Origin of the sequence: Bradyrhizobium arachidis, assembly GCF_024758505.1 — a bacterium.
Taxonomy (GTDB): domain Bacteria; phylum Pseudomonadota; class Alphaproteobacteria; order Rhizobiales; family Xanthobacteraceae; genus Bradyrhizobium; species Bradyrhizobium manausense_C.
Window position 1 is genome coordinate 4,594,952 of the sequence record NZ_CP077970.1, and the last position, 19,240, is coordinate 4,614,191.

Below are 19,240 nucleotides of genomic sequence, written 5' to 3' on the forward strand. Positions count from 1 at the left end.
ATTTTTCGGAAACGAGAACCATGACCAATCTGTCTGCACCGATCCAGCTCATCAGCCCGGAAGTGATCGAATTCGGCTCCGGCACCATCGCGGCGGTGGCGCGGTTTGCGCGCGAAAAGGGTGTGCGCCGTCCGCTTGTCGTCGCCGATGCGTTCAATGCAGCGCGTGTCGACGTGCTGGCGCTGCCGGGCGAGGTGACCGTGTTCGGCGAGGTCAAGCCGGAGCCTGACGTTCCCAATCTGGAGAAGGCGCTCGGCGTCGCGCGCACGGCACGGCCGGATCTCGTGGTCGGTTTCGGTGGCGGCAGCGCGATGGATCTCGCAAAACTCGTCGCCGTGCTCTGCACCGGTGAACAAAGACTTGCCGATGTGGTCGGTCCGGACAAAGTCGCAGGCCGAGCCGTTGCGCTGGTGCAGGTGCCGACGACGTCAGGCACCGGCAGTGAAGGCGGCATCCGCGCACTGGTGACCGATCCCGTGAGCCGCAACAAGTGGGCCGTGCAGAGCCGCTTCATGCTGGCCGATCTTGCCGTCGTCGACCCCGATCTCACCATGAGCGTGCCGCCGCAGGTGACGGCCGCGACCGGCGTCGATGCGCTGGCGCATTGCGCGGAAGCCTTCACCAGCCGCAAGGCACATCCGACGATCGATCTCTACGCACTCGAAGGCATCAGGCTCGTTGGCCGCTATCTCCCGCGTGCGGTCAAGGACGGCGCGGACCGCGAGGCCCGTGCGGCGCTGTCGCTGGCCTCGCTCTATGGCGGCTTCTGTCTCGGGCCTGTGAACACCACGGCCGGCCACGCGGTGGCCTATCCGCTCGGCACCCGCCATCACATCGCCCATGGTCTTGCCTGTGCCGTGATCTTCCCGCACACGCTGGCGTTCAACATGCCGGCAGTCGAAGCCAAGACGGGCGCCGTGCTCGAGGCGCTCGGTGCCCCCGCGACCAAAAATCCGGCGGCCGCATTCGATGCCGCCTACCGCTTCTGCGTCGATCTCGGCATCGAGATGCGCCTGTCGGCGCTCGGCGTGCCCAAAGATGACCTCGGCGCCATGGCCGACGAAGCCCACGCCATCCGCCGCCTGCTCGACAACAACCCGCGCGATCTCAGCCGCGATGCCATCCTGGGGATGTATCAAGCGGCCATGTGACCAGGGTCACAGAACAAAATTTGCCTTTGGGCATGCTCTGAGTACTCTGATCAGATTGCTGATTTGGGGCTGCGATGGGCGTGTTGCGGTTTTTTACGTTTTTGATTGTTCTCATTTGTCTTGGGGGCGGTGCCGCGCATGCCGAACGGCGCGTGGCGCTCGTCATTGGCAACTCGGCCTACAAGAGCGTGCCGCGGCTGGCGAACCCCGCGAACGACGCCACTCTGGTCGGCGGCATGTTCAGGAAGGCCGGGTTCGATGCCGTCGATATCAAGCTCGACCTCAACGCGTCGGAGATGCGGAAGGCCCTGCGTGAGTTTGGCGGCAAGACCAGGGATGCCGAGGTCGCCGTCGTCTACTACGCCGGTCACGGCATTGAACTCGACGGCGTCAACTATCTGATCCCCACCGACGCGACGTTGGAGACGGATAGCGACGTCCTCGACGAGACCATTGCTCTGGACCGCGCGCTGTTCGCGGTCGAACCAGCAAAACAGCTCCGCCTGATCATTCTCGATGCCTGCCGGGACAATCCCTTCGCCAAGACGATGAAGCGGACGATTGCCTCGCGCGCCATCGGACGCGGCCTCGCCAAGGTCGAGCCGAACAGCCCGAACACGATGATTGCGTTTGCCGCGAAGGCGGGTTCGACGGCCTCCGATGGCGACGCCAAAAACAGTCCGTTCGCGGCGGCTCTGGTTGAGCGCCTCCCGACCCCGGGGCTCGACCTCGGCAAGGCCTTCCGCTTCGTCCGTGACGATGTCCTGAAGACGACCGGCAACAAGCAGGAGCCCTTCGTCTATGGGTCGCTCGGCGGCGACGACGTGCCGCTGGTCCCGGCGAAGCCGGTCGCCACAGGACCGCAGGCGAACCAGCAGGATGCAGTTCGCCGGGATTACGAGTTGGCAATGCAGGCGGGCGAGAGAGATGCGTGGGACGCCTTCCTGCGTGCCTATCCCGACGGCTTCTATGCCGATCTGGCCAAGGTCCAGTTGAAGAAGATCATCGCCGAAGAAACGCGCGCCGCGGCCGCAAACAAGGCTCGGCAGGCCGAGGACGAGAAGGCGCGGCTCGCAGCTGACAAGGCCAAGAAGGCCGAGCAGGACAAGGCCGCGGCTGCCGCCAAGGCCGCCGAGGACGCCCGGCTCGCGGCCGAGAAGGCCAAGCAGGTCGAGGACGCCAAAGCCGCCGCAGCCGAACAGCGCCGGAAGGATGCCGAGGCCGCCGTGGCGAAGGCGCTGGCCGACAAGCAGGCGGCGGCCGAGAAGGCGCTCGCCGACAAGATCGCCAACGACAAGGCGGCTGCCGAGGTGGCCGCAAAGCAGGCGGCTGAGAAGGCCCAGCGTGACGGCGAGCAGAAGGTCGCGGCAGTTGCCCCAACTCAGACGGCTCCCAGCCTATCGCCGCAGGAGACCGCAAAACTGGTGCAGTCGGAACTCCGTCGTGTCGGATGCCACCCGGCCCCTGCGGACGGCATCTGGACGGCCTCCTCAGAGCGCTCGCTGACGCTCTTCAACAAGCATGCCGGCACGAAGCTCGACGCCAAGCTGGCAAGCTTCGACGCCCTCGACGCGATCAAGAGCAAGCCAGGACGCGTCTGCCCGCTGGTCTGCGACCGCGGTTTCAAGGCCGATGGCGATGCCTGCGTGAAAATCACCTGCCGCGCAGGCCATCACGTGAACGACAACAACGAATGCGAGAAGGTCCAGGACAAGAAGCCGGTCGCGACCCGCGAGGACGCCAAGCCGCGAGACGACCAGAGGAAGAAGGTTGAGGGCACGCCCGCGAAGCCGCAGGCGACGGGACAGATGTACTGTGGACAGGGTGGCTGCAGGCCGGTGCAAAAAGGCTGTCGCCTGGAAGCCTCTCGACCTCTTACCCCGCAAGCCGCGGGAGCCTATGCATCGGGCGGGGTGGTGGAAGTTTGCAATTGAAGCGGCCGATCGGCGTCAGTCTTGGCCCGACACCGGCGCGCGTCTTGCGATGATGGCAAGATACACCTGATTTGCCCGACGGGTCAAGAGCGATTTCGTAAAATCCGCAATCGCTTACCCCTGACCTCATCTACAGAACGAGCATCGTTTTCGATCGCTTCTTGCTAACGGTGATCGAGCAAGATCCGAAAATCAGGCTCAGCCATTTTCGCTCGCGACGGCGGCAGTTTGTGCCACGACTGTCGATTTGTCCGATCAATCAGTGATTTCGCTAAATCCGCCGGGCGCCGCGCCCGCCATGCGTCCTCTACTGTGCATGGGGTTGTTTTCGACGCTTTGTCAGCCTCGCCGCCATGGCGTTACGATCACCCCATCCGCGGCATCGAGCATCTGCGGCGCGTCGGCCTTCAGCCCGTGCGAGCTGAGCACCTCGTACGGCGTGCGCGCGGGCACTTCGGTAAAACAGCCTTCGCCGCCGGGCAGGCGCACATGCGGCGCTTCCGAAAGCCAGAACGTGTCGTAGCGGTCCATGAACATGTCGAACACGACGGGGCCGCCGATGACTGCGACCGTGCCCGAGGTGACGCCGGCGAAGTCGGCCGCCTCCTCGAAGGAGGTGCCAAGCGGATTCCACAGGCTCGCATTCGGCAGCTCCGGATCGACCGCGAGAGATGGGATCTTGCGGGTCAGGATGAGGCGCCGGCGTTTTGGCGAGTTCGGCTGCTGCTCATGGGAGTGCCGGCCATGCACGATCAGCGCGGCGCGATCGAGCGCGGATTCGAAGAAACGCTTGTCGCCCTCGAATTTGAGGCTGTCGGGCATGACGTGATCAGCGTCGGCAAGCATGCCGTCCGCGGAGACGATGACGTAGCCTTCGATACGAAACGACAAGGCGCCGGCTATTCGGAGACCGTCGTCACGACGCTGTTGACCGGACGTTGGCTGACGGTCGGCAGCTTGACGTCCTTGAGCAGCTCCTGATCGTATTCGGGCAGCGTCGCGACCGGCGCCTTCGCCCGCATCGCCACCACCTTGTAGCCACCGGCCTTCAGCTTCTGCAGCAGCGCCGGCAGCGCCTCGGCGGTGTGCTTCTGGAAGTCGTGCATCAAGAGGATGCCCTTGCCCTTGCTGTCGAGCTTCTTCATCACGGTGTCGACGATCTTCTCGGGCTTGGAGGCCTTGAAGTCGAAGGAGTCGATGTCGCAGGAGAAAATCCCGATGTTGCGGTTGCCGAGATAGGTGACCATCTCCGGCGGGTGCTGGAGTGCCGGGAAACGGAAGAAGGGCGACGGCGCGACGCCGCCGAGCGCCCATTTCACGGCGCTAAAACCCTTTTCGATCTCTTCCTTCCGCTGTTGCTCGGTCAGCTTCTTGTTGTTGAGATTGGCGTGCGACCAGGTGTGCGAGCCGACGGTGTGGCCGGCGGCGTAGACCTGCTTCAGGATCTCGGGCTCATAGGTCGCGTGCTTGCCGATCGGGAAGAAGATGCCGGTGGTGCATTCGTCCGCGAGCGCCTTCAGCACCGCGGGCGTGTTCTTCGGCCAGGGGCCGTCGTCGAAGGTCAGGACCACCTCCTTGTCGCGGAGAAAGTCGAGCTCCTTGAAATGCTCGAAGCCGAAGCCGGGACCGCCCGTCGTGTCGATCTCGACGGTGCGCGCGACGCCGAGTGCGCCCTGATTGCTGCAAGCCGCGCGCGCCGGTTGCGGCGCCTGCTTGGGCGCGGCCGCAGCGGCAGCCTGCGGGGCTGGCGCTGCGGCGGGTTGCGCCGCCGGTGCTGCGGCTGCGGGCGGCGCGGCCGCGGGTTTGGCCGCCGGCGTCTGCGACCATGCCGCGCTTGCCATCGCCACCGTAACAGCGCTTGCCAAAATCAGTCTTGCCGCAACACGCATGGTCGTTGTCCCCATGGATTGATCCCGTTGTTCGGCCGCGGCTTTTTTGCCTCTGGTCGAACCTGTCCTGCCCAAGATTATCTGGTCTTGACCCTAGCCTAGATGGTGCGCCATCGCCAATGCAACGGCCGTTTGAGGTTGGATGCGAATTGTGCCCAGTCCTCTCGCGTCAGCTGGCGGCGAGCGCCCTGGCGACCGCTGTCTTGACCCGCGTATCGGTCGGATCGATCGCTGACGGAAACACCTCGGCGATGTAGCCATCGCGGCCGATCAGGTATTTGTGGAAGTTCCAGCGCGGAACCTCCTTCGGCCGCGCTTCAGCGGCCCATTTATAGAAGGGATGTGCCTTGGGGCCGACCACGACGGCCTTGGCGGCGATGGGGAAGGTAACGCCGTATTGGTGGTGCGCGGTCTCCGAGATCTCGGTCGTGCCGCCCGGCTCCTGGCCGCCGAAATCATTGGAGGGTACGCCAATGATGGTCAGCCCGCGCTCGCGGAACTCGCTCCAGAGCTCTTGCAGGCCGGCATATTGTGGGGTGTAGCCACAGAGCGAGGCGGTGTTGACGACGATGAGCGGGCGCCCGCTGAAGGCGGCGAGGCGGATGTCGTCGCCTGACAGCGCGGGGAAAGAGAAGGCGTAGGCCGGCATCCGGCTCATCGCAGCGTTCTCGGCGAGGGCAGGCGATGCGATTGCCGCAAGCGCCGTGCCGACAAAAGCCCTGCGGTTCAACATGGCGATCGCGTCCCAAGCTTGATCCGGACGACGCATCATAGCGCGTACCGCCACGTGGCGATGCTCAACAACGCGTTATGCCATGCAGCGCCTAGCGCAGGCGGACGATGAAGTCGGTGCCTTCGCCGGTCTCGCCCTGGTTGATGCCCTGGTCAGACACGATGATCGAGCCGCCTGATGTCAGCATCTCGTTGATCTTCGCCATGGTGTCGGCGGGGATCGAAAGGCGGTCGAGCGCCTCGGCCGGGCTGTTCGGCACGATCACGGGTTTTGCAGCGACGGGGATCACGGCTGCGACGCGCTGACGGCGGTTGGTGCGGCCTTCGTCCTCCCGCTCGACGGAGCGGACGCTCACCGGCAGCGACACCACCGACCAGCGCAGCGCATTGGAATCGGCCTTGTCGACCTCAGCGGTGAACACATGCGTGCCGAGCGGACGGTCGCTCGCTGCAATGGTCACGGGTCCTTCGAACAGCGGCGCAAAGTTCTGCCGCACATAGAGCTTGGAGTCCTTGCGGCTGATGAACACCGCAATCTGCCCAGCGCGCTTCGGCGGCTCGGGCTTTGCGACCGGTGCCGGATCGGCGACGCGGGTCTGGTCCTTCTTCGCGTCGGTCGTGGCCGGCTGCGCCGGTGCCGTGGCGGTTGCGGCAGCATCCGGCGCCTTGGGCGCCTCGACGGCTTCAACCTTCGTGGGGTCGGTCTTCGGAGGCTCAGCCTTGACGGCATCAGCCTGCGCGGTCGCCGCGGGCTCGATCTTGTCGGCCGGCTTTTCCTCTGCGACCGACAAAGCTTTCGGAGCATCCGCGGTGTCGGCCGGCTTGGCTTCGGCGCTGATTGCCTCGGCGGGCTTGGCGCTTGCTTCGTCGGTCTTCACCGCCTCTTCGCCAGCCTTGTCAGCCGGTGCGTCGGCACGCGCCAGCGCATTGCCGGTGGTCGCATCCGACATCACGTGGCCGACGCTCGAGCGCAACTCGTTGAGCGGCTCGGCGCTCGCGCTCTTGATCTCGGCGCCCTTGTCGGCCTTGTCGGCGACGTTGGTCTGCGGCTCGATGCTGGCGGCGGGCTGCGGCGGCACGCGCAGCGTTGCGAGCAGGGGATGCGAGAAACTGTGCGGCGACATCTCGCCGGGCGCGACGACCACGCGCGCGCCCATCTTGGTCCAGTTCCACATCTTCACCGCGAACGCCATCGGCATGCGGATGCAGCCATGCGAGGCCGGATAGCCCGGCAGCACGCCCGCATGCATCGCCACGCCCGACCAGGTGATGCGCTGCATGTACGGCATCGGCGCGCCGCTATAGATGTTGGAGTGGTGGAATTTGTGCTTCTGGATGATGCTGAACACGCCCATCGGCGTGGAATGGCCCTTCATACCGGTCGACACCGGCGACTCCGCGAACACGCCGTTGGAGTCGTAGACCGTGACCTTCTGCCGCTCGATCGAGACGGCGATGACGAGGGGCCCTTGCGGCTTGGCGCCGGTTTCCTTCTCCGGCACGGCCTTCTTGGACACTGCATTGCGCTTGCGCTGCTTCGGCCGCTGCATCTCGGGGGACGGCTGCCGGGAGTAATAGGCGCCGGCAGAATAGTCAGGCCAGTAATACAGGGCGGCTTCCGCGTAGCTTGTGGTGCCAAACGCACCTGCCGCCGTAAAAATGGCGAGCCGCCACAGCCGCGACGTTGCGGCAGAGAAACCGGGCCCGTTCACGCCAATCATTCTCGAATCCATGAAATCAGTCAGTGGTTAGTTGTTGCAGAGGGGGTCCGCGTTCACCAGTGAAGCGGTTCATAGTCAGCCTACTTTTGGCCAAGCCGTAGCAAAAAAGCCTCACATTGCGGTAAACGGCGGCCGCCCCAGGGTAGGCCGGCCGCCTTCCTGACCGGGCCGGGAACACCTACATGCCGAAGGGCGTCTTACCGGAGAATTCTATGTCATCCAGTGTCCTCGGCCTTCGTCACATCAGCTTGAAAGGCCTCGCTTTATTCCTGTTGCTCCTGGCTGGGCCGGGGGCCGCGTCTGCCGCGGACGAGCCGGATCTGATCTTCCGTCGCTCGACGGTCTTCAAATGGGTCAGCCCGAACGACAAGCTTGCGACCTATGGTCTCGACGATCCCGAGGTCGAGGGGGTGGCCTGCCATTTCACGGTGCCGGAAAAGGGCGGCTTCAAGGGCTGGTTGGGGCTCGCCGAGGAGGTCTCGGACGTCTCGCTCGCCTGCCGTCAGGTCGGTCCCATCAAATTCAAGGAGAAGATGGAGCAGGGCGACGACATGTTCCGCAGGCGCCGCTCGCTGTTCTTCAAGAAGATGCAGATCGTGCGCGGCTGCGACGCCAAGCGCAACGTGCTGGTCTACATGGTCTATTCCGACAAGCTGATCGAGGGATCGCCGAAGAACTCGACCTCGACCGTGCCGATCATGCCGTGGGGCGCAGCCGACCCCAACGTTCAGAAGTGCGGGGACTATTTTACCCAGTAGCGATCAGGCGTGAGCCGGCGCGCGATGCGTGACGGCTGCTGCGCGCGGCTTGGCAAGGCGCGAGCCGGTCAGCCGCACGAACATCTGCGGCGTAGCCTCGTAGGCGCGCTGCGCCTGCAACGCCATTGCGGTGGAACAGGTCGATCTCGGATTGGCGCGGTCCATGGATTGGTCCGTATCGCGCGCCGTTGCGCTCTTTCCCGCCATCATTTTGGCCATCCCTCAAACTGCCAGCCCGGTTTTCCGGACTTGTTGGTGTTCGAAGGCTTCGGTCGTCGCTGAGACATCCCCCGTTCAGCGCGACCAAGCCTTCGTTTGCGTTTCTTTTGCGCACAGAAACGTAAAATGCCGATGAAGCCGTGAATCTCCGAGATGACGGCCCGGTATCCACCGCCCCGATGTTGCGAGGGAACCGATTTTTGGCCGTACGGGCGGGGCGACGCCACTTTGAAATGATTGGCTTTTTTCAACTAATGTTTCGTCGGCAGAGGCGCGACGAAACAATTCTCACAAAGATGAAACCATTTTCGGCTTTTGGCGCATCACGGCCGAAACCGGCCATGGTTATCAGGTTCCGCAACGACAGCGGCGCTCAGCCGACCGACCGAACCTGGAGACAGTCAATGCGCGCGCTCAGCTTCATCCTCGCCTTCGGCTTTGTGATCGCCGGCTCCTCGATCGCCGGCTCGGCCGACAGCGGGCTGCCGGGCGTCGGCACCTTCGCCTACAACGGCGCTCCGATCGCTCCGTCCCAGGCGATCGTGGTGGCGTCGCGCTTCTGATCAGAACAAGAAAATCAGGCCATCATGCTTCATCGTTTCTGCGCCGCGGTCTTCGTTTCCCTTCTGACGATCAGTTCAGTCCAGGCGCAGGTGCGCTCTCCCAACCGACTACCGGATCCGCGTGGCGAATTCGTGCGCCAATGCGCGCCGCACATGCTCGGGCGCTGGGAGCATCCGGAAGAGGTTTGCGGCTGCCTGCATGACCATGCCGCGGCCGTTGTCGAGGATCACGATCTGCGCGAGGCGCTGCTGCGCGGCATCAGCGAGACCGGCGTGCCGACCATCGAGACCGATTGGGTGCCGCCGGCCAAGCAGAGCGAGATCGGGCCGACTTTCACCAAGATCGCGAAGCCGACGCTGCAGTGCATGTTCGATCCGGCGAAGCAATAGCTCCCGTCATTTCGTCTTCGGACCGATCCGCGGCACGCAGTTGCGCGTCACGGTGATGCCGCTTTCCGTCATCTTCGCGCCGCGCACTTCCTTGACCTGTCCCGCAGGGCAGGTGCCGTCGTCGACGAGCACGCGCTGGCCAAGCCGCAAATTGCGAATGTCCTGTTCGCGTCCGACCGTCTGGGCGTGCGCCGGTGACGTCGCGAGCGCGGCGAGCAGGGTGGTCAGGCAAAACGCGCGAACAGCAAGCATGGTGCGGGGCTCCGAGAGCGATGCCGCAATCTAGGGGCCGGCCAGCGATTCTGATAGTCAGCCATCGTCACCGCCGCCGCGCGTTGGCGCGCAGGGCGGAGAGCGATTCCCTTGCGAGCTTTTCGGCCTCGGTCACCAGTTGCGGAACCCGATGTCCCGAAAATCCCAGCACGAAGCCGGGCAGGGGGCGTGTGCGGCTAAAAGTGTCGGCGAGCAGCCAGCCTTCGGCGCGGGCGGCCTCTTTCGCGCGCGAGGCAACGACGAGCTCGACCGCCGGATCGAACCGCGCGACGAGATGCAGGCCCTGCGAAGGCACGGGAACGGACAAATGTCCGTCGGAGGCATCCTGTAACGTCGTAGCGAGCGCATCACGCGCCTCGCGATAGAGTTTTCGCACCCGCTTGAGGTTTTGCGCGAACGCGCCGGAGTTCAGCATGTCGGCGACGGCGCCTTCCATCAGTGTCGCGGGAAAACGGTCGAGCGCCGCGCGCGCGGCCGCGACCTGCCCGATCAGTTGCTCGGGGACCGCGCAATAGCCGATGCGAAGACCCGGAAACAGCGTCTTGGCAAAGGTGCCCATGTAGATGACGCGCTGGAGATGATCGATCCCGGCGAGCGACATCAGCGGCGCGCCGTCGTAGCGGAACTCGCTGTCGTAATCGTCCTCGAGCACGAAGGCGCCGGCTTCCTTCGCCCAGTCGAGCAGCTCCAGCCGCCGCGTCATCGACATTTGCACGCCAAGTGGAAACTGGTGCGATGGCGTGACATAGGCGGCGCGCGCCGTGGCCGCTGCCGTACGGCCCCTGATGACGCGCAGGCCGTGCTCGTCGACGGGCACCGAGACGGCGCGATAGCCGCAATGTGCAATGGTTTTCCGCGCCGCCGGATAGCCCGGATCTTCGCACCAGACCTGGTCGTTGGGCTTGAGGATCGCGCTCAGCACGATGCGCAGCGCGTGCAGCGTGCCTGACGTCAGCATGATCTGCTCGGGATCGCAGCGCAGTCCCCGGGCCGACAAGAGGTGATCGGCGATCGCGACGCGCAGCTCACGGCTGCCGCGGGGATCACCATAGTGCAGATGTTCGTCGCCAAAGGCGCGCATGCGCCGGCCGACAAAGCCCCGAAAACGTTGCAGCGCGCGCTCGTCGATATGGGTGCAGCCGAGCGAGAACGCGCCTTGCCGGGGCGCCTCGATCGCAACCTTCGGCTTCCGCGCCTCGCTCGCACGGGCCGGAATCCGCGCGGCGACGAAGGTGCCGGAGCCGACGGTGGCTTGCGCAAATCCGTCGGCGATCAGCCGCTCATAGGCCGTGACGACAGCATTGCGCCGAAAACCCGTCTGCTTGGCTAGCGTCCGCGATGGCGGCAGCGGCTCGCCGGGCATCACCAGGCCGCCGACGATCATTTCGCAGAGCGCCTGGTACAGCCGATGCGCCGCGGAGGCGCCTTGCGTGACGTGCGGGCCGGTGAGGTCGAGCGGAAGCTCACTCTTTGCCGGCGATGGTCTGGAATTGGTCGAAATTTTTCGCATGGAATTGGAACTATCGCAGACCAAATCGGACGCTACAACTGGCTTCAAGATCGAATTCTCGACAGGAGCCATCCCGTGTCCGACGGTGAAAACCTCGCGTCCTATCCGACCTCCTCGCGCAACCAGGTAAAGCGGCGTCACGATCGCGGCTTCTACGACCACGAAACCGTCCACCGCATCCTCGACGCCTCGATGATGTGCCACGTCTCCTATGTGATCGACGGCCAGCCTTATTGCACGCCGACCTTCTTCTGGCGCGAAGGCACCAGGCTGTACTGGCACGGCTCGAGCGCAAGCCGCATGCTGCGCAACCAGTCGAGCGGGCAAAGGGTCTGCCTCACCGTCGCCCATCTCGACAGCCTGGTGCTGGCGCGCTGCGGCTTCAATCACTCCGCGGATTATCGAGCGGTGATGGCCTTCGGTACGGCCTATCTCGTCACCGACGTGGAAGAGAAAGAGCGCGCCGTCATAGCCATGGTCGACCGTTTCTTTCCGGACCGCACCGCGGGCCTGCGCCAGAGCAACACGCAGGAGATCAAGGCGACCTCCTTCATCGCGATGGAGATCGAGGAAGCTTCGGCAAAAATCCGCGCCAAGGGGGTGGCCGACGACGAAGAAGACTACGAATTGCCGATCTACGCCGAGCGTATTCCGGTGCGGACCGTGCTCGGCGCGCCCGAGCCTTGTTCGCGTCTGCTTCCCGGCGTGATGCGGCCCGAGACGCTGAATGGCTATTCGGAGGGCCGGCTGCTCGAAGATGCATTGCGAGATGCCTATTTTCTGCAGTACCCGACGCGATGAAATCGGCTAGCTTGCGGCTCCCAAACAACAAAAAGACCGATTGGAGTAGCCGCATGGATGCCGATACGCAGCAAAGGATCTTGGACGCCGTCGACGCCGGCTTCGAAGCCCAGCTTGCGACCACAAGCGATTTCGTTGCGATCCCCTCCACCCGCGGTGCCGAGGGCCCCTGCCAGGACATGATCGGCGATCTCCTGTGCGAACGCGGCTACGAGGTCGACGACTGGCACATCGACGTCGACGACCTCAAGGATTTGCGGGGCTTCGGTCCGATCGAGCACGATTTTTCCAAGGCGCGCACTGTGGTCGGCACGTACCGGCCGACCAGCAACGGCGGCAAATCGCTGATCCTGCAGGGGCACTGCGACGTAGTGCCGGCGGGTCCGCTCGATCTCTGGGAGACGCCGCCATTCTCGCCGGTCATCAAGGACGGCAAGATGTACGGCCGTGGCGCCTGCGACATGAAGTCCGGCACGATCGGTGCGCTCTATGCGCTGGATGCGATCAGGGCCGCGGGCTTGAAGCCGACGGCGCGGATCCATTTCCAGTCTGTGATCGAGGAGGAGAGCACCGGCGTCGGCGCGCTCTCGACCCTGCAGCGCGGCTATCGCGCCGATGCCTGCTTCATTCCGGAACCCACCAACGGCAAGATGGTGCGCTCGCAGGTCGGCGTGATCTGGTTCCGCCTGAAGGTGCGCGGTTATCCCGTTCACGTCGCGCATGCCGGCTCAGGCTCGAATGCCATCATGGCGGCCTATCATCTGATCCAGGCGCTGCAAAAGCTCGAGATCGAATGGAACGAGCGCGCCAAGCAGGACCGCCACTTCAAGACGCTCAACCATCCCATCAACTTCAATCCCGGCATCATCAAGGGCGGCGACTGGGCCTCCAGCGTCCCGGCCTGGTGCGAGGTCGACTGCCGCATCGCGGTGCTGCCGGGCTGGTCGGTCGCCGACCATCAGAAGGAAATCTTGGCCTGCGTCTCGGCCGCCGCCCGCAATCACGGCTTCCTTGCCAACAATCCGCCGGAGGTGGAGTGGTCGGGCTTCCTGTCGGAAGGTTATGAGCTGACGAACTCGGCTGCGCCCGAGGCCGCGTTCGGCAAGGCCTTCAACGCGGTCTATGGCGGCGCGGCGGAAGACCTCGTCTTCACCGCGCTGACCGACACGCGCTTCTACGGTCTCAACTACGACATTCCGAGCCTCTGCTTCGGTGCGACCGGCGCGGAGATGCACGGCTTCAACGAATATGTCGACCTGGAGTCGTTGAAGAAATCGACCAAGGCCACCGCGCTGTTCATCGCGGAGTGGTGCGGGGTGGAGAAGGGGTAGGGCTCCGCCGTCATGGCGGGCTGCGTAGGGTGGGCAACGGCGCTCTTGCGCCGTGCCCACCGTCTTTCCTCAACGGTGAAAAAGAGGTGGGCACGCTTCGCTTTGCCCACCCTACGGCATCTGCGTCTGACCGAAGCAGTGGCGCATCCAAATGCTTTAAGCTTAAAATAAAGACTGTTCCCGCGGCCTGGCCGGTGGCAGACTGGGTCCGACCGCCGCCGAGTCCACGAGGGAAAACGATGCGCGATTGGGACGATGCCTATGCCAACTCGGCCCATGTGCCGGGGTCGGACAAGCTGCCGGCACTGTGGACGGAGCGGGCGGCGGCCTATCGTGCGGCGCTCAAATCCTTCACGCCCGACATCGCCTATGGCGCGGGCGAGCGGCAGCGCTTCGACCTGGTCCTGCCTGACGAAGACAGCAAAGGTCTCGCCGTGTTCGTGCATGGCGGCTACTGGATGCGGTTCGACAAATCGTTCTGGACCGATCTTGCTGAAGGCGCGCGGTACCATGGCTGGACGGTGGCATTGCCGAGCTACACGCTGACGCCGGCCGCGCGTATCTCCGATATCACCACCGAGATTGCCGCGGCGATTGTCGCCGCGGCGGCGCGCGTGGCGGGTCCGATCCGGCTCGCCGGCCATTCCGCCGGCGGCCATCTCGTCACGCGCATGCTGTGCGACGACGGCCGCCTCGAACCTGCCGTCTACAACCGCATCGCATCGACGCTGTCGATCAGCGGCCTGCACGATTTGCGCCCGCTCTTGAAGACCAAAATGAACGACACGCTTCGTATGAGTCTGGAGGAGGCGACGCTGGAGAGCGCGGCGCTGCACCTGCCGCGCGGGCCATCGCCGGTCACCGCATGGGTCGGTGGCGGCGAGCGCCCCGAATTCATCCGCCAGTCCGAGCTGATGGCGAACGTCTGGACCGGTTTTGACGTGCCGACGCGCCTCGTCGTCGAGCCCGGACATAACCATTTCACCGTCGTCGACGGGCTGAAGGATCCATCCTCCGCCATCACGAAAAGCCTGGTTGGTCTCGACTGACGGCGGGCGGGGCAGGGATCGGAGAACGTGTCATGACCAGCAACGACTACGATCCCGCGAACGAAGGCGCCGAGACCGATTTCGCAAAGAAGATGTCGTACGGCGACTATCTTCAGCTCGATGCGCTGCTTGGCGCCCAGCATCCGATCTCGGACGCGCATGACGAGATGCTGTTCATCATCCAGCACCAGACCTCGGAGCTGTGGATGCGGCTTGCGATCCACGAGATCAGCGCCGCCCGCCGTGCGATTGCGCGCGACGAGGTGTCGCCGGCGATGAAGATGCTCGCCCGCGTCTCCCGCATCTTCGAGCAGTTGAACAGCGCCTGGGACGTGCTGCGTACGATGACTCCGAGCGAGTACACGCATTTCCGCGCGCGGCTCGGACAGTCCTCGGGCTTCCAGTCCTTCCAGTACCGGTTGATCGAATATCTCCTTGGCAATCGCAACCATGCAATGCTGAAGCCGCACGCGCATGATGCCGAGGTGATGGCCCTGCTCGAGGCTGAGCTCGCCACGCCGAGTCTCTATGACGAGGTGCTGCGGCTCGCCGACCGCAAGGGCCTCAAAATGCCCGCGACCGTGCTGGCGCGCGACGTCCGCGAGACCCATCATTTCGACGAGGGCGTGCTGCAGGCCTGGCGCAGCGTCTACGAGGCGCCCGAGTCGAACTGGACGCTCTACGAACTCGCGGAGAAGCTGGTCGACTTCGAGGACTACTTTCGCCGCTGGCGCTTCAACCACGTGACGACGGTGGAGCGCGTCATCGGCTTCAAGCGTGGCACCGGCGGTACCGGCGGCGTCAGCTATCTCAAGCGCATGCTGGAGATCGAGCTGTTCCCAGAACTCTGGCGCGTCCGCACCATTCTCTGAGCTGTAGCCATGACCGAGACCCGCCTTCGCGTTTACGACGACACCAGAGCGCTCTTCCATCTGCCGCCTGATGTGATCTATCTCGATGGCAATTCGCTCGGTGCCTTGCCGCTCGGGGTCGCCGAACGCGTCGTGCATGTGATCAAATCAGAGTGGGGCGACGAGCTCATCCGCGCCTGGAACACCGCCGGCTGGTACGTGCAGCCGCGCCGCGTCGGCGGCCGTATCGCCCGCCTGATCGGCGCGGAAGTGGGCTCAGTGATGATGGGCGATACGCTGTCGCTCAAGGTCTATCAGGCGCTCGCGGCCGCGCTGGACATGAACCCGGGCCGCAAGGTCGTGCTCTCAGACACCGGCAATTTTCCGACCGATCTCTACATGGCAGAAGGGCTGATCGCGACGCTTGGGCGCGGCCATCGTCTGCAACTGGCGGCGCCGGAGGATGTCGAAGCGCATCTCTCCGACGAGATCGCGGTGTTGTATCTCACCGAGGTCGACTACCGCACCGGCCGCCGCCACGACATGGCTGATTTGACCGCGAAGGCGCACGGGCTCGGCATCGTCACGGTGTGGGACCTCGCGCATTCTGCCGGCGCCTTGCCAGTCGATCTCTCGGGCGTCGGTGCGGATTTCGCCGCCGGCTGCACCTACAAATATCTCAACGCCGGCCCCGGCGCGCCGGCCTTCCTCTACGTCGCGCCGCGCCATGCCGACCGCGCGCGTGCCGCGCTCTCCGGCTGGATGGGCCATGCAAAACCCTTTGCGTTTGATCTTGGTTACGCGCCGGCCGGCGGCGTCGAACGCATGCGGGTGGGCACGCCGCCGGTGCTGGCGATGGCCGCGCTCGAAGCCTCGCTCGATATCTGGGATCGCGTCGACCTCAGGGAGGTTCGCGCCCGTTCGCTGGCGCTTGGCGACCTCCTGATCGCCGAGGTCGAACGCCGCTGCCCGTCTCTGAAACTGGTCACGCCACGCGCCCACGACCAGCGCGGCTCGCAAGTGTCCTTCGCCTTCGCAGGCGGCTACGCCGCCATGCAGGCCCTGATCGCCCGCGGCGTGATCGGCGATTTCCGTGCGCCGGACATCATGCGCTTCGGCATCACGCCGCTCTATATCGGCGAGGCCGAGATCATCCGCGCGGCCGAGAGCATCGAGGAGGTGATTTCCGGTGAAGTCTGGCGCCTGCCGGAATATCAGGTCGTCAATGCGGTGACGTGAGGGCGATGCGGATTCGCGGGATGGGCAAAGCGACTTGTCCGCCGTAGCTCGAAGAGCGAAGGCGGAAGCGTGCCCCCACTTGCGGCCATTGCGTCGTCTCCGTTTTTTAGTGGACAGAGGATTGAGTCTGATCGATGGAGGCCCGTTGCGGCAACGGAAGGCGCGGATCGGCCGCGCGGAGGGTTTCGATCGCGCGATAGGACAGCCAGATCAGGTTGAAGGCCTGCGCATAGTCCCGCTCGGCAAGCCGGTTGGCTGCTTGGGTAACCGTTGGTCCGCAATGTTCCAGGCCGGCATACTGCGCAGCGTTGGCCTCGAGATAGGCAGAGAGCGAGCGCAGGGTTGCTGCGAGCATATCTCCGATCATGTTCTCCGAAGCCTGATGATCGAGCACCGGGTTCGGGATCGGGAAGTTACCAGGCATCGTCCGGAACGACTGCTCGAAACCTTGCGATTGTAGGCGCATGAGCAGCGGCATCAAATTGCCGAGCAGGCCTGCAAGCTGCTGAATGTCGGACGAGCGCTGCTGCGACCCAGTTGTGGCAAAAGGATTGGAATCTGACATGAGGGCTCTCCTTCAGAGGAAGCGTGTAAGACGCTACATGCGCGACCGCCGCCTGTGGCGGCGGTCGCCGATTGCGCTCGGATCTGCGGCGAATTGCAGTCACATCATCCGCTGCTGTCCATAAGACTGAAGGTTACCGATGACCTGAGGAAGGACGCCGATCAGCTGCCGGGTTATGTCGGCGACATCCTGCTGCGTCAGTTGTCGCTGCTGGCCAAAAGCCATGGGACCGCCGAACGCCGCCTGGAATTGCGGCGCGCCGAACTGCGACCCCCAAGTCTGCGCAGGAGAAGCCTGCGACCCCCAAGTCTGCGCCGGATGGCCGGGACCGATTTGACCAAGACCTGCGAATTGACCGAAACCCGCGCCGCCGTGCATGGCGGAATGCTGCATATATGGCTGGCTTTGCAGCATTCCCACGATCTGGGGCACGATGGGCAGGATCTGCCGCACCACCTCGTTCACGTCCTGCGGGCTTAGCTGCCGCGGCGACTGGCCGTAGGCCGCATAGCCCATTCCTCCGAACGGAGTTTGCGCCTGGGCGAGGATTTGAGGCAGCGCCGGTACGAGCTGCCGCACGACCTCGCTCACATCCTGCTGCGAAAGCTGGCGTTGTTGTCCGCCCCACTGCTGACCCCACCCCATCGGTTGGGCGCCCCAGCCAGATGCGCCGAAGGTCGGCTGACCGCCGTACTGCTGCCCGTAGGCTGCTTGGCCCAATCCTCCATAGGGCTGCCCGCCTTGCGAACCGAATGCGTTCCATCCCCCTTGTTGCGGACCGAACTGGGAATGCCCGAGGTTCTGCTGCAGGGTGTCATAATGAGTCATCGCTTGCCTCCTTGCGATGGTGGATGCCCTCAGCCCGAATTCCTGCGAAAAGCCGTCCGCGTGCGCGGTCCTTATGGCAACAGCGGTCCGTCAGCTGCCAATTTCAAATGCTCAAGACGGAGCCACAAGACACCTTCCTCGTTGAGGCGCGCGAGCTGCGCTCCCCGAGGTGACTAGCGGATGGAAATATTTAGGGCGGCAAAACGAAAGCCGTTTGAGAGATGTGGGAGCGGGTTGTTATTTCTTGATGGCCACGTCCTGGAGGCCAGTCATTTACGTCCGCTCAGACGCTCTGCGATTGATCGCTGACTTCTCCCCGATTCTTCGGCGTGAGGAATTGGACGCAAACGCACGCAGGCCCGAATAGTTTCGCGGAAGCGCGGCGATATTTTGGCGGTGATCAAATTTCGAGTCGCGCGGATTCTTGTCAGTACTCTTTGCCTGGTCAGCGATCTTTCCGATGTGCATCGGCCTACGTTGACGCGAATGCTAATAGGCGAGGTTGAGCAAAGTGCCGACGCGCTCTGAAGTGGCGGGATGGCTGCGAAGCAAGCGCATCGGGTCATGCGCGACCGCTGACGCGCGCATCGGCGCAGCGCCAGTATGATGGCGCTCCAATTTCTCGAGTGCGGCGACGAGCGCCCGCGAGTCGCCGGTCAATTCGAGCGCTGTGGCATCTGCATCAAGCTCGCGAACGCGCGACAGCGCTAGCCCAAGGAGATGACCGAGAGTCGGAGCTGCGCTCAGCAGCGTCGCCAGCGGCCGGCTTGACGTCATGCCTCCGTGATGATGCCGCGTCCGCAGCAGTGTGAGGCCAGCGAGCGATGTCCAATCGATCGCGCGACGCAACGCTGTCGCCCAGCTCATCGTCCATGCGTCATTGTTGCGGATATGCGCAACTTCGTGGGCCAATATCCCGGCAATTTCCTGGCGCGTCATGCCGCGCAGCAGTCCCTCGGTCAACACGATGGCGCTGCGTTCCGGTCGGCCGAGCGCATAGGCATTCATGTCGCCCGGTGCCGGCAGACAATAGAGCTCGGGTAATCGGACCAGGCCGGCGCGGCTGCAGACCTTCGTCAGGATCGCAAACAGGTCCGGAACCTCGACGTGAGACAGCAGGCGCGCACCGAACCAGCGATACATGTTCTCGCGCGTAATGACCGTTCCATCCGGGCGAGGCGCGCTTTCCATAAGCGCCCGCTGCATTCCCGCGGCTCCGCCGACGATCCAGCCGCACACGGCAAGCAGCAACATCATTGCAAGGATCGCCAATGCAGACGATTGATGGTTCGCAGTCTGATGGGCCAGCCGCTGATGGCCAAACAAGTCCCGATGTCTTGAGTCCAGCTCGATACGGCATCGCAGGAAGGTACCCGCTGCTCCGGACGGTGTGTAAATATCCAGGATGACGGTCGTGTTGCACCGTGAAATGCGCA

At 64.2% G+C, this 19,240-nt stretch carries 21 protein-coding genes; 10 read left to right on the forward strand and 11 right to left on the reverse strand.

Annotated elements, in window-relative coordinates:
• Window positions 1-20: 20 nt before the first annotated feature.
• Window positions 21-1,151, forward strand: coding sequence for an iron-containing alcohol dehydrogenase (locus tag KUF59_RS21115; protein ID WP_212459478.1), 1,131 nt, complete (start codon window positions 21-23; stop codon window positions 1,149-1,151).
• A 74-nt stretch (window positions 1,152-1,225) separates the two neighbouring features.
• The gene (locus KUF59_RS21120) at window positions 1,226-3,085 is read left to right on the forward strand and encodes a caspase family protein (RefSeq protein ID WP_212459479.1); all 1,860 of its coding nucleotides are present in this window, start codon (window positions 1,226-1,228) and stop codon (window positions 3,083-3,085) included.
• A gap of 339 nt (window positions 3,086-3,424) precedes the next feature.
• Here the strand turns inward: KUF59_RS21120 and KUF59_RS21125 are convergent, their stop codons facing one another.
• From KUF59_RS21125 to KUF59_RS21140, 4 genes are all read right to left on the reverse strand, one after another.
• Window positions 3,425-3,976 carry a dihydrofolate reductase family protein gene (locus KUF59_RS21125; protein WP_212459480.1) on the reverse strand — a complete coding sequence of 184 codons (552 nt, stop codon included), beginning with the start codon at window positions 3,974-3,976 and terminating at the stop codon, window positions 3,425-3,427.
• A gap of 8 nt (window positions 3,977-3,984) precedes the next feature.
• Window positions 3,985-4,974 carry a polysaccharide deacetylase family protein gene (locus KUF59_RS21130; RefSeq protein ID WP_212459639.1) on the reverse strand — a complete coding sequence of 330 codons (990 nt, stop codon included), beginning with the start codon at window positions 4,972-4,974 and terminating at the stop codon, window positions 3,985-3,987.
• Between the two features lie 169 nt (window positions 4,975-5,143).
• Window positions 5,144-5,707, reverse strand: coding sequence for a glutathione peroxidase (locus tag KUF59_RS21135; RefSeq protein ID WP_212459481.1), 564 nt, complete (start codon window positions 5,705-5,707; stop codon window positions 5,144-5,146).
• 91 nt (window positions 5,708-5,798) lie between these two features.
• On the reverse strand, window positions 5,799-7,427 hold the full coding sequence (locus KUF59_RS21140) for a L,D-transpeptidase (protein WP_212459482.1): 1,629 nt from the start codon (window positions 7,425-7,427) through the stop codon (window positions 5,799-5,801).
• Window positions 7,428-7,639: 212 nt separating this feature from the next.
• Between KUF59_RS21140 and KUF59_RS21145 the strand changes: the two genes are divergently transcribed.
• Window positions 7,640-8,185: a CreA family protein gene (locus KUF59_RS21145; RefSeq protein WP_212459483.1), complete on the forward strand. Its 546-nt coding sequence runs from the start codon at window positions 7,640-7,642 to the stop codon at window positions 8,183-8,185.
• Between the two features lie 3 nt (window positions 8,186-8,188).
• Here KUF59_RS21145 and KUF59_RS21150 read toward each other — a convergent pair whose 3' ends face one another.
• Window positions 8,189-8,395, reverse strand: coding sequence for a hypothetical protein (locus KUF59_RS21150; RefSeq protein ID WP_212459484.1), 207 nt, complete (start codon window positions 8,393-8,395; stop codon window positions 8,189-8,191).
• On the reverse strand, window positions 8,392-8,655 hold the full coding sequence (locus tag KUF59_RS21155) for a hypothetical protein (protein ID WP_258769920.1): 264 nt from the start codon (window positions 8,653-8,655) through the stop codon (window positions 8,392-8,394). The genes KUF59_RS21150 and KUF59_RS21155 overlap by 4 nt, the downstream gene beginning before the upstream one ends.
• Window positions 8,656-8,808: 153 nt before the next feature.
• On the opposite strand from KUF59_RS21155, the gene KUF59_RS21160 reads away from it, so the two are divergent.
• Together KUF59_RS21160 and KUF59_RS21165 are read left to right on the forward strand one after the other, a co-directional pair.
• Complete coding sequence (locus KUF59_RS21160; protein WP_212459485.1) at window positions 8,809-8,967, forward strand: hypothetical protein; 159 nt, start codon at window positions 8,809-8,811, stop codon at window positions 8,965-8,967.
• 24 nt (window positions 8,968-8,991) lie between these two features.
• Window positions 8,992-9,357 (forward strand): hypothetical protein, encoded by a 366-nt coding sequence (locus KUF59_RS21165; protein WP_212459486.1) that lies wholly within the window; start codon window positions 8,992-8,994, stop codon window positions 9,355-9,357.
• Between the two features lie 6 nt (window positions 9,358-9,363).
• Here KUF59_RS21165 and KUF59_RS21170 read toward each other — a convergent pair whose 3' ends face one another.
• Window positions 9,364-9,609: a DUF6719 family protein gene (locus tag KUF59_RS21170; protein ID WP_212459487.1), complete on the reverse strand. Its 246-nt coding sequence runs from the start codon at window positions 9,607-9,609 to the stop codon at window positions 9,364-9,366.
• Window positions 9,610-9,676: 67 nt separating this feature from the next.
• Entirely contained in the window at window positions 9,677-11,140 is a 1,464-nt protein-coding gene (gene pdxR, locus KUF59_RS21175; RefSeq protein ID WP_212459488.1) for a MocR-like pyridoxine biosynthesis transcription factor PdxR, read from the reverse strand.
• Window positions 11,141-11,215: 75 nt separating this feature from the next.
• Here pdxR and KUF59_RS21180 point away from each other — a divergent pair, with 75 nt between their 5' ends.
• From KUF59_RS21180 to kynU, 5 genes are all read left to right on the forward strand, one after another.
• Entirely contained in the window at window positions 11,216-11,941 is a 726-nt protein-coding gene (locus KUF59_RS21180; RefSeq protein ID WP_212459489.1) for a pyridoxamine 5'-phosphate oxidase family protein, read from the forward strand.
• Window positions 11,942-11,994: 53 nt separating this feature from the next.
• Window positions 11,995-13,272 carry an ArgE/DapE family deacylase gene (locus KUF59_RS21185; protein WP_212459490.1) on the forward strand — a complete coding sequence of 426 codons (1,278 nt, stop codon included), beginning with the start codon at window positions 11,995-11,997 and terminating at the stop codon, window positions 13,270-13,272.
• 239 nt (window positions 13,273-13,511) lie between these two features.
• On the forward strand, window positions 13,512-14,321 hold the full coding sequence (locus KUF59_RS21190) for an alpha/beta hydrolase (RefSeq protein ID WP_212459491.1): 810 nt from the start codon (window positions 13,512-13,514) through the stop codon (window positions 14,319-14,321).
• Window positions 14,322-14,353: 32 nt separating this feature from the next.
• Window positions 14,354-15,193 (forward strand): tryptophan 2,3-dioxygenase, encoded by an 840-nt coding sequence (kynA, locus tag KUF59_RS21195; protein WP_212459492.1) that lies wholly within the window; start codon window positions 14,354-14,356, stop codon window positions 15,191-15,193.
• A gap of 9 nt (window positions 15,194-15,202) precedes the next feature.
• The gene (kynU, locus tag KUF59_RS21200) at window positions 15,203-16,411 is read left to right on the forward strand and encodes a kynureninase (RefSeq protein WP_212459493.1); all 1,209 of its coding nucleotides are present in this window, start codon (window positions 15,203-15,205) and stop codon (window positions 16,409-16,411) included.
• 106 nt (window positions 16,412-16,517) lie between these two features.
• On the opposite strand, the gene KUF59_RS21205 is transcribed toward kynU, so the two are convergent.
• The 3 genes from KUF59_RS21205 to KUF59_RS21215 form a co-directional block, all read right to left on the reverse strand.
• On the reverse strand, window positions 16,518-16,976 hold the full coding sequence (locus KUF59_RS21205; RefSeq protein ID WP_212459494.1) for a hypothetical protein: 459 nt from the start codon (window positions 16,974-16,976) through the stop codon (window positions 16,518-16,520).
• 99 nt (window positions 16,977-17,075) lie between these two features.
• Window positions 17,076-17,804 (reverse strand): hypothetical protein, encoded by a 729-nt coding sequence (locus KUF59_RS21210; RefSeq protein ID WP_212459495.1) that lies wholly within the window; start codon window positions 17,802-17,804, stop codon window positions 17,076-17,078.
• A gap of 489 nt (window positions 17,805-18,293) precedes the next feature.
• On the reverse strand, window positions 18,294-19,010 hold the full coding sequence (locus KUF59_RS21215) for a M48 family metalloprotease (protein WP_258769922.1): 717 nt from the start codon (window positions 19,008-19,010) through the stop codon (window positions 18,294-18,296).
• Window positions 19,011-19,240: the final 230 nt, after the last annotated feature.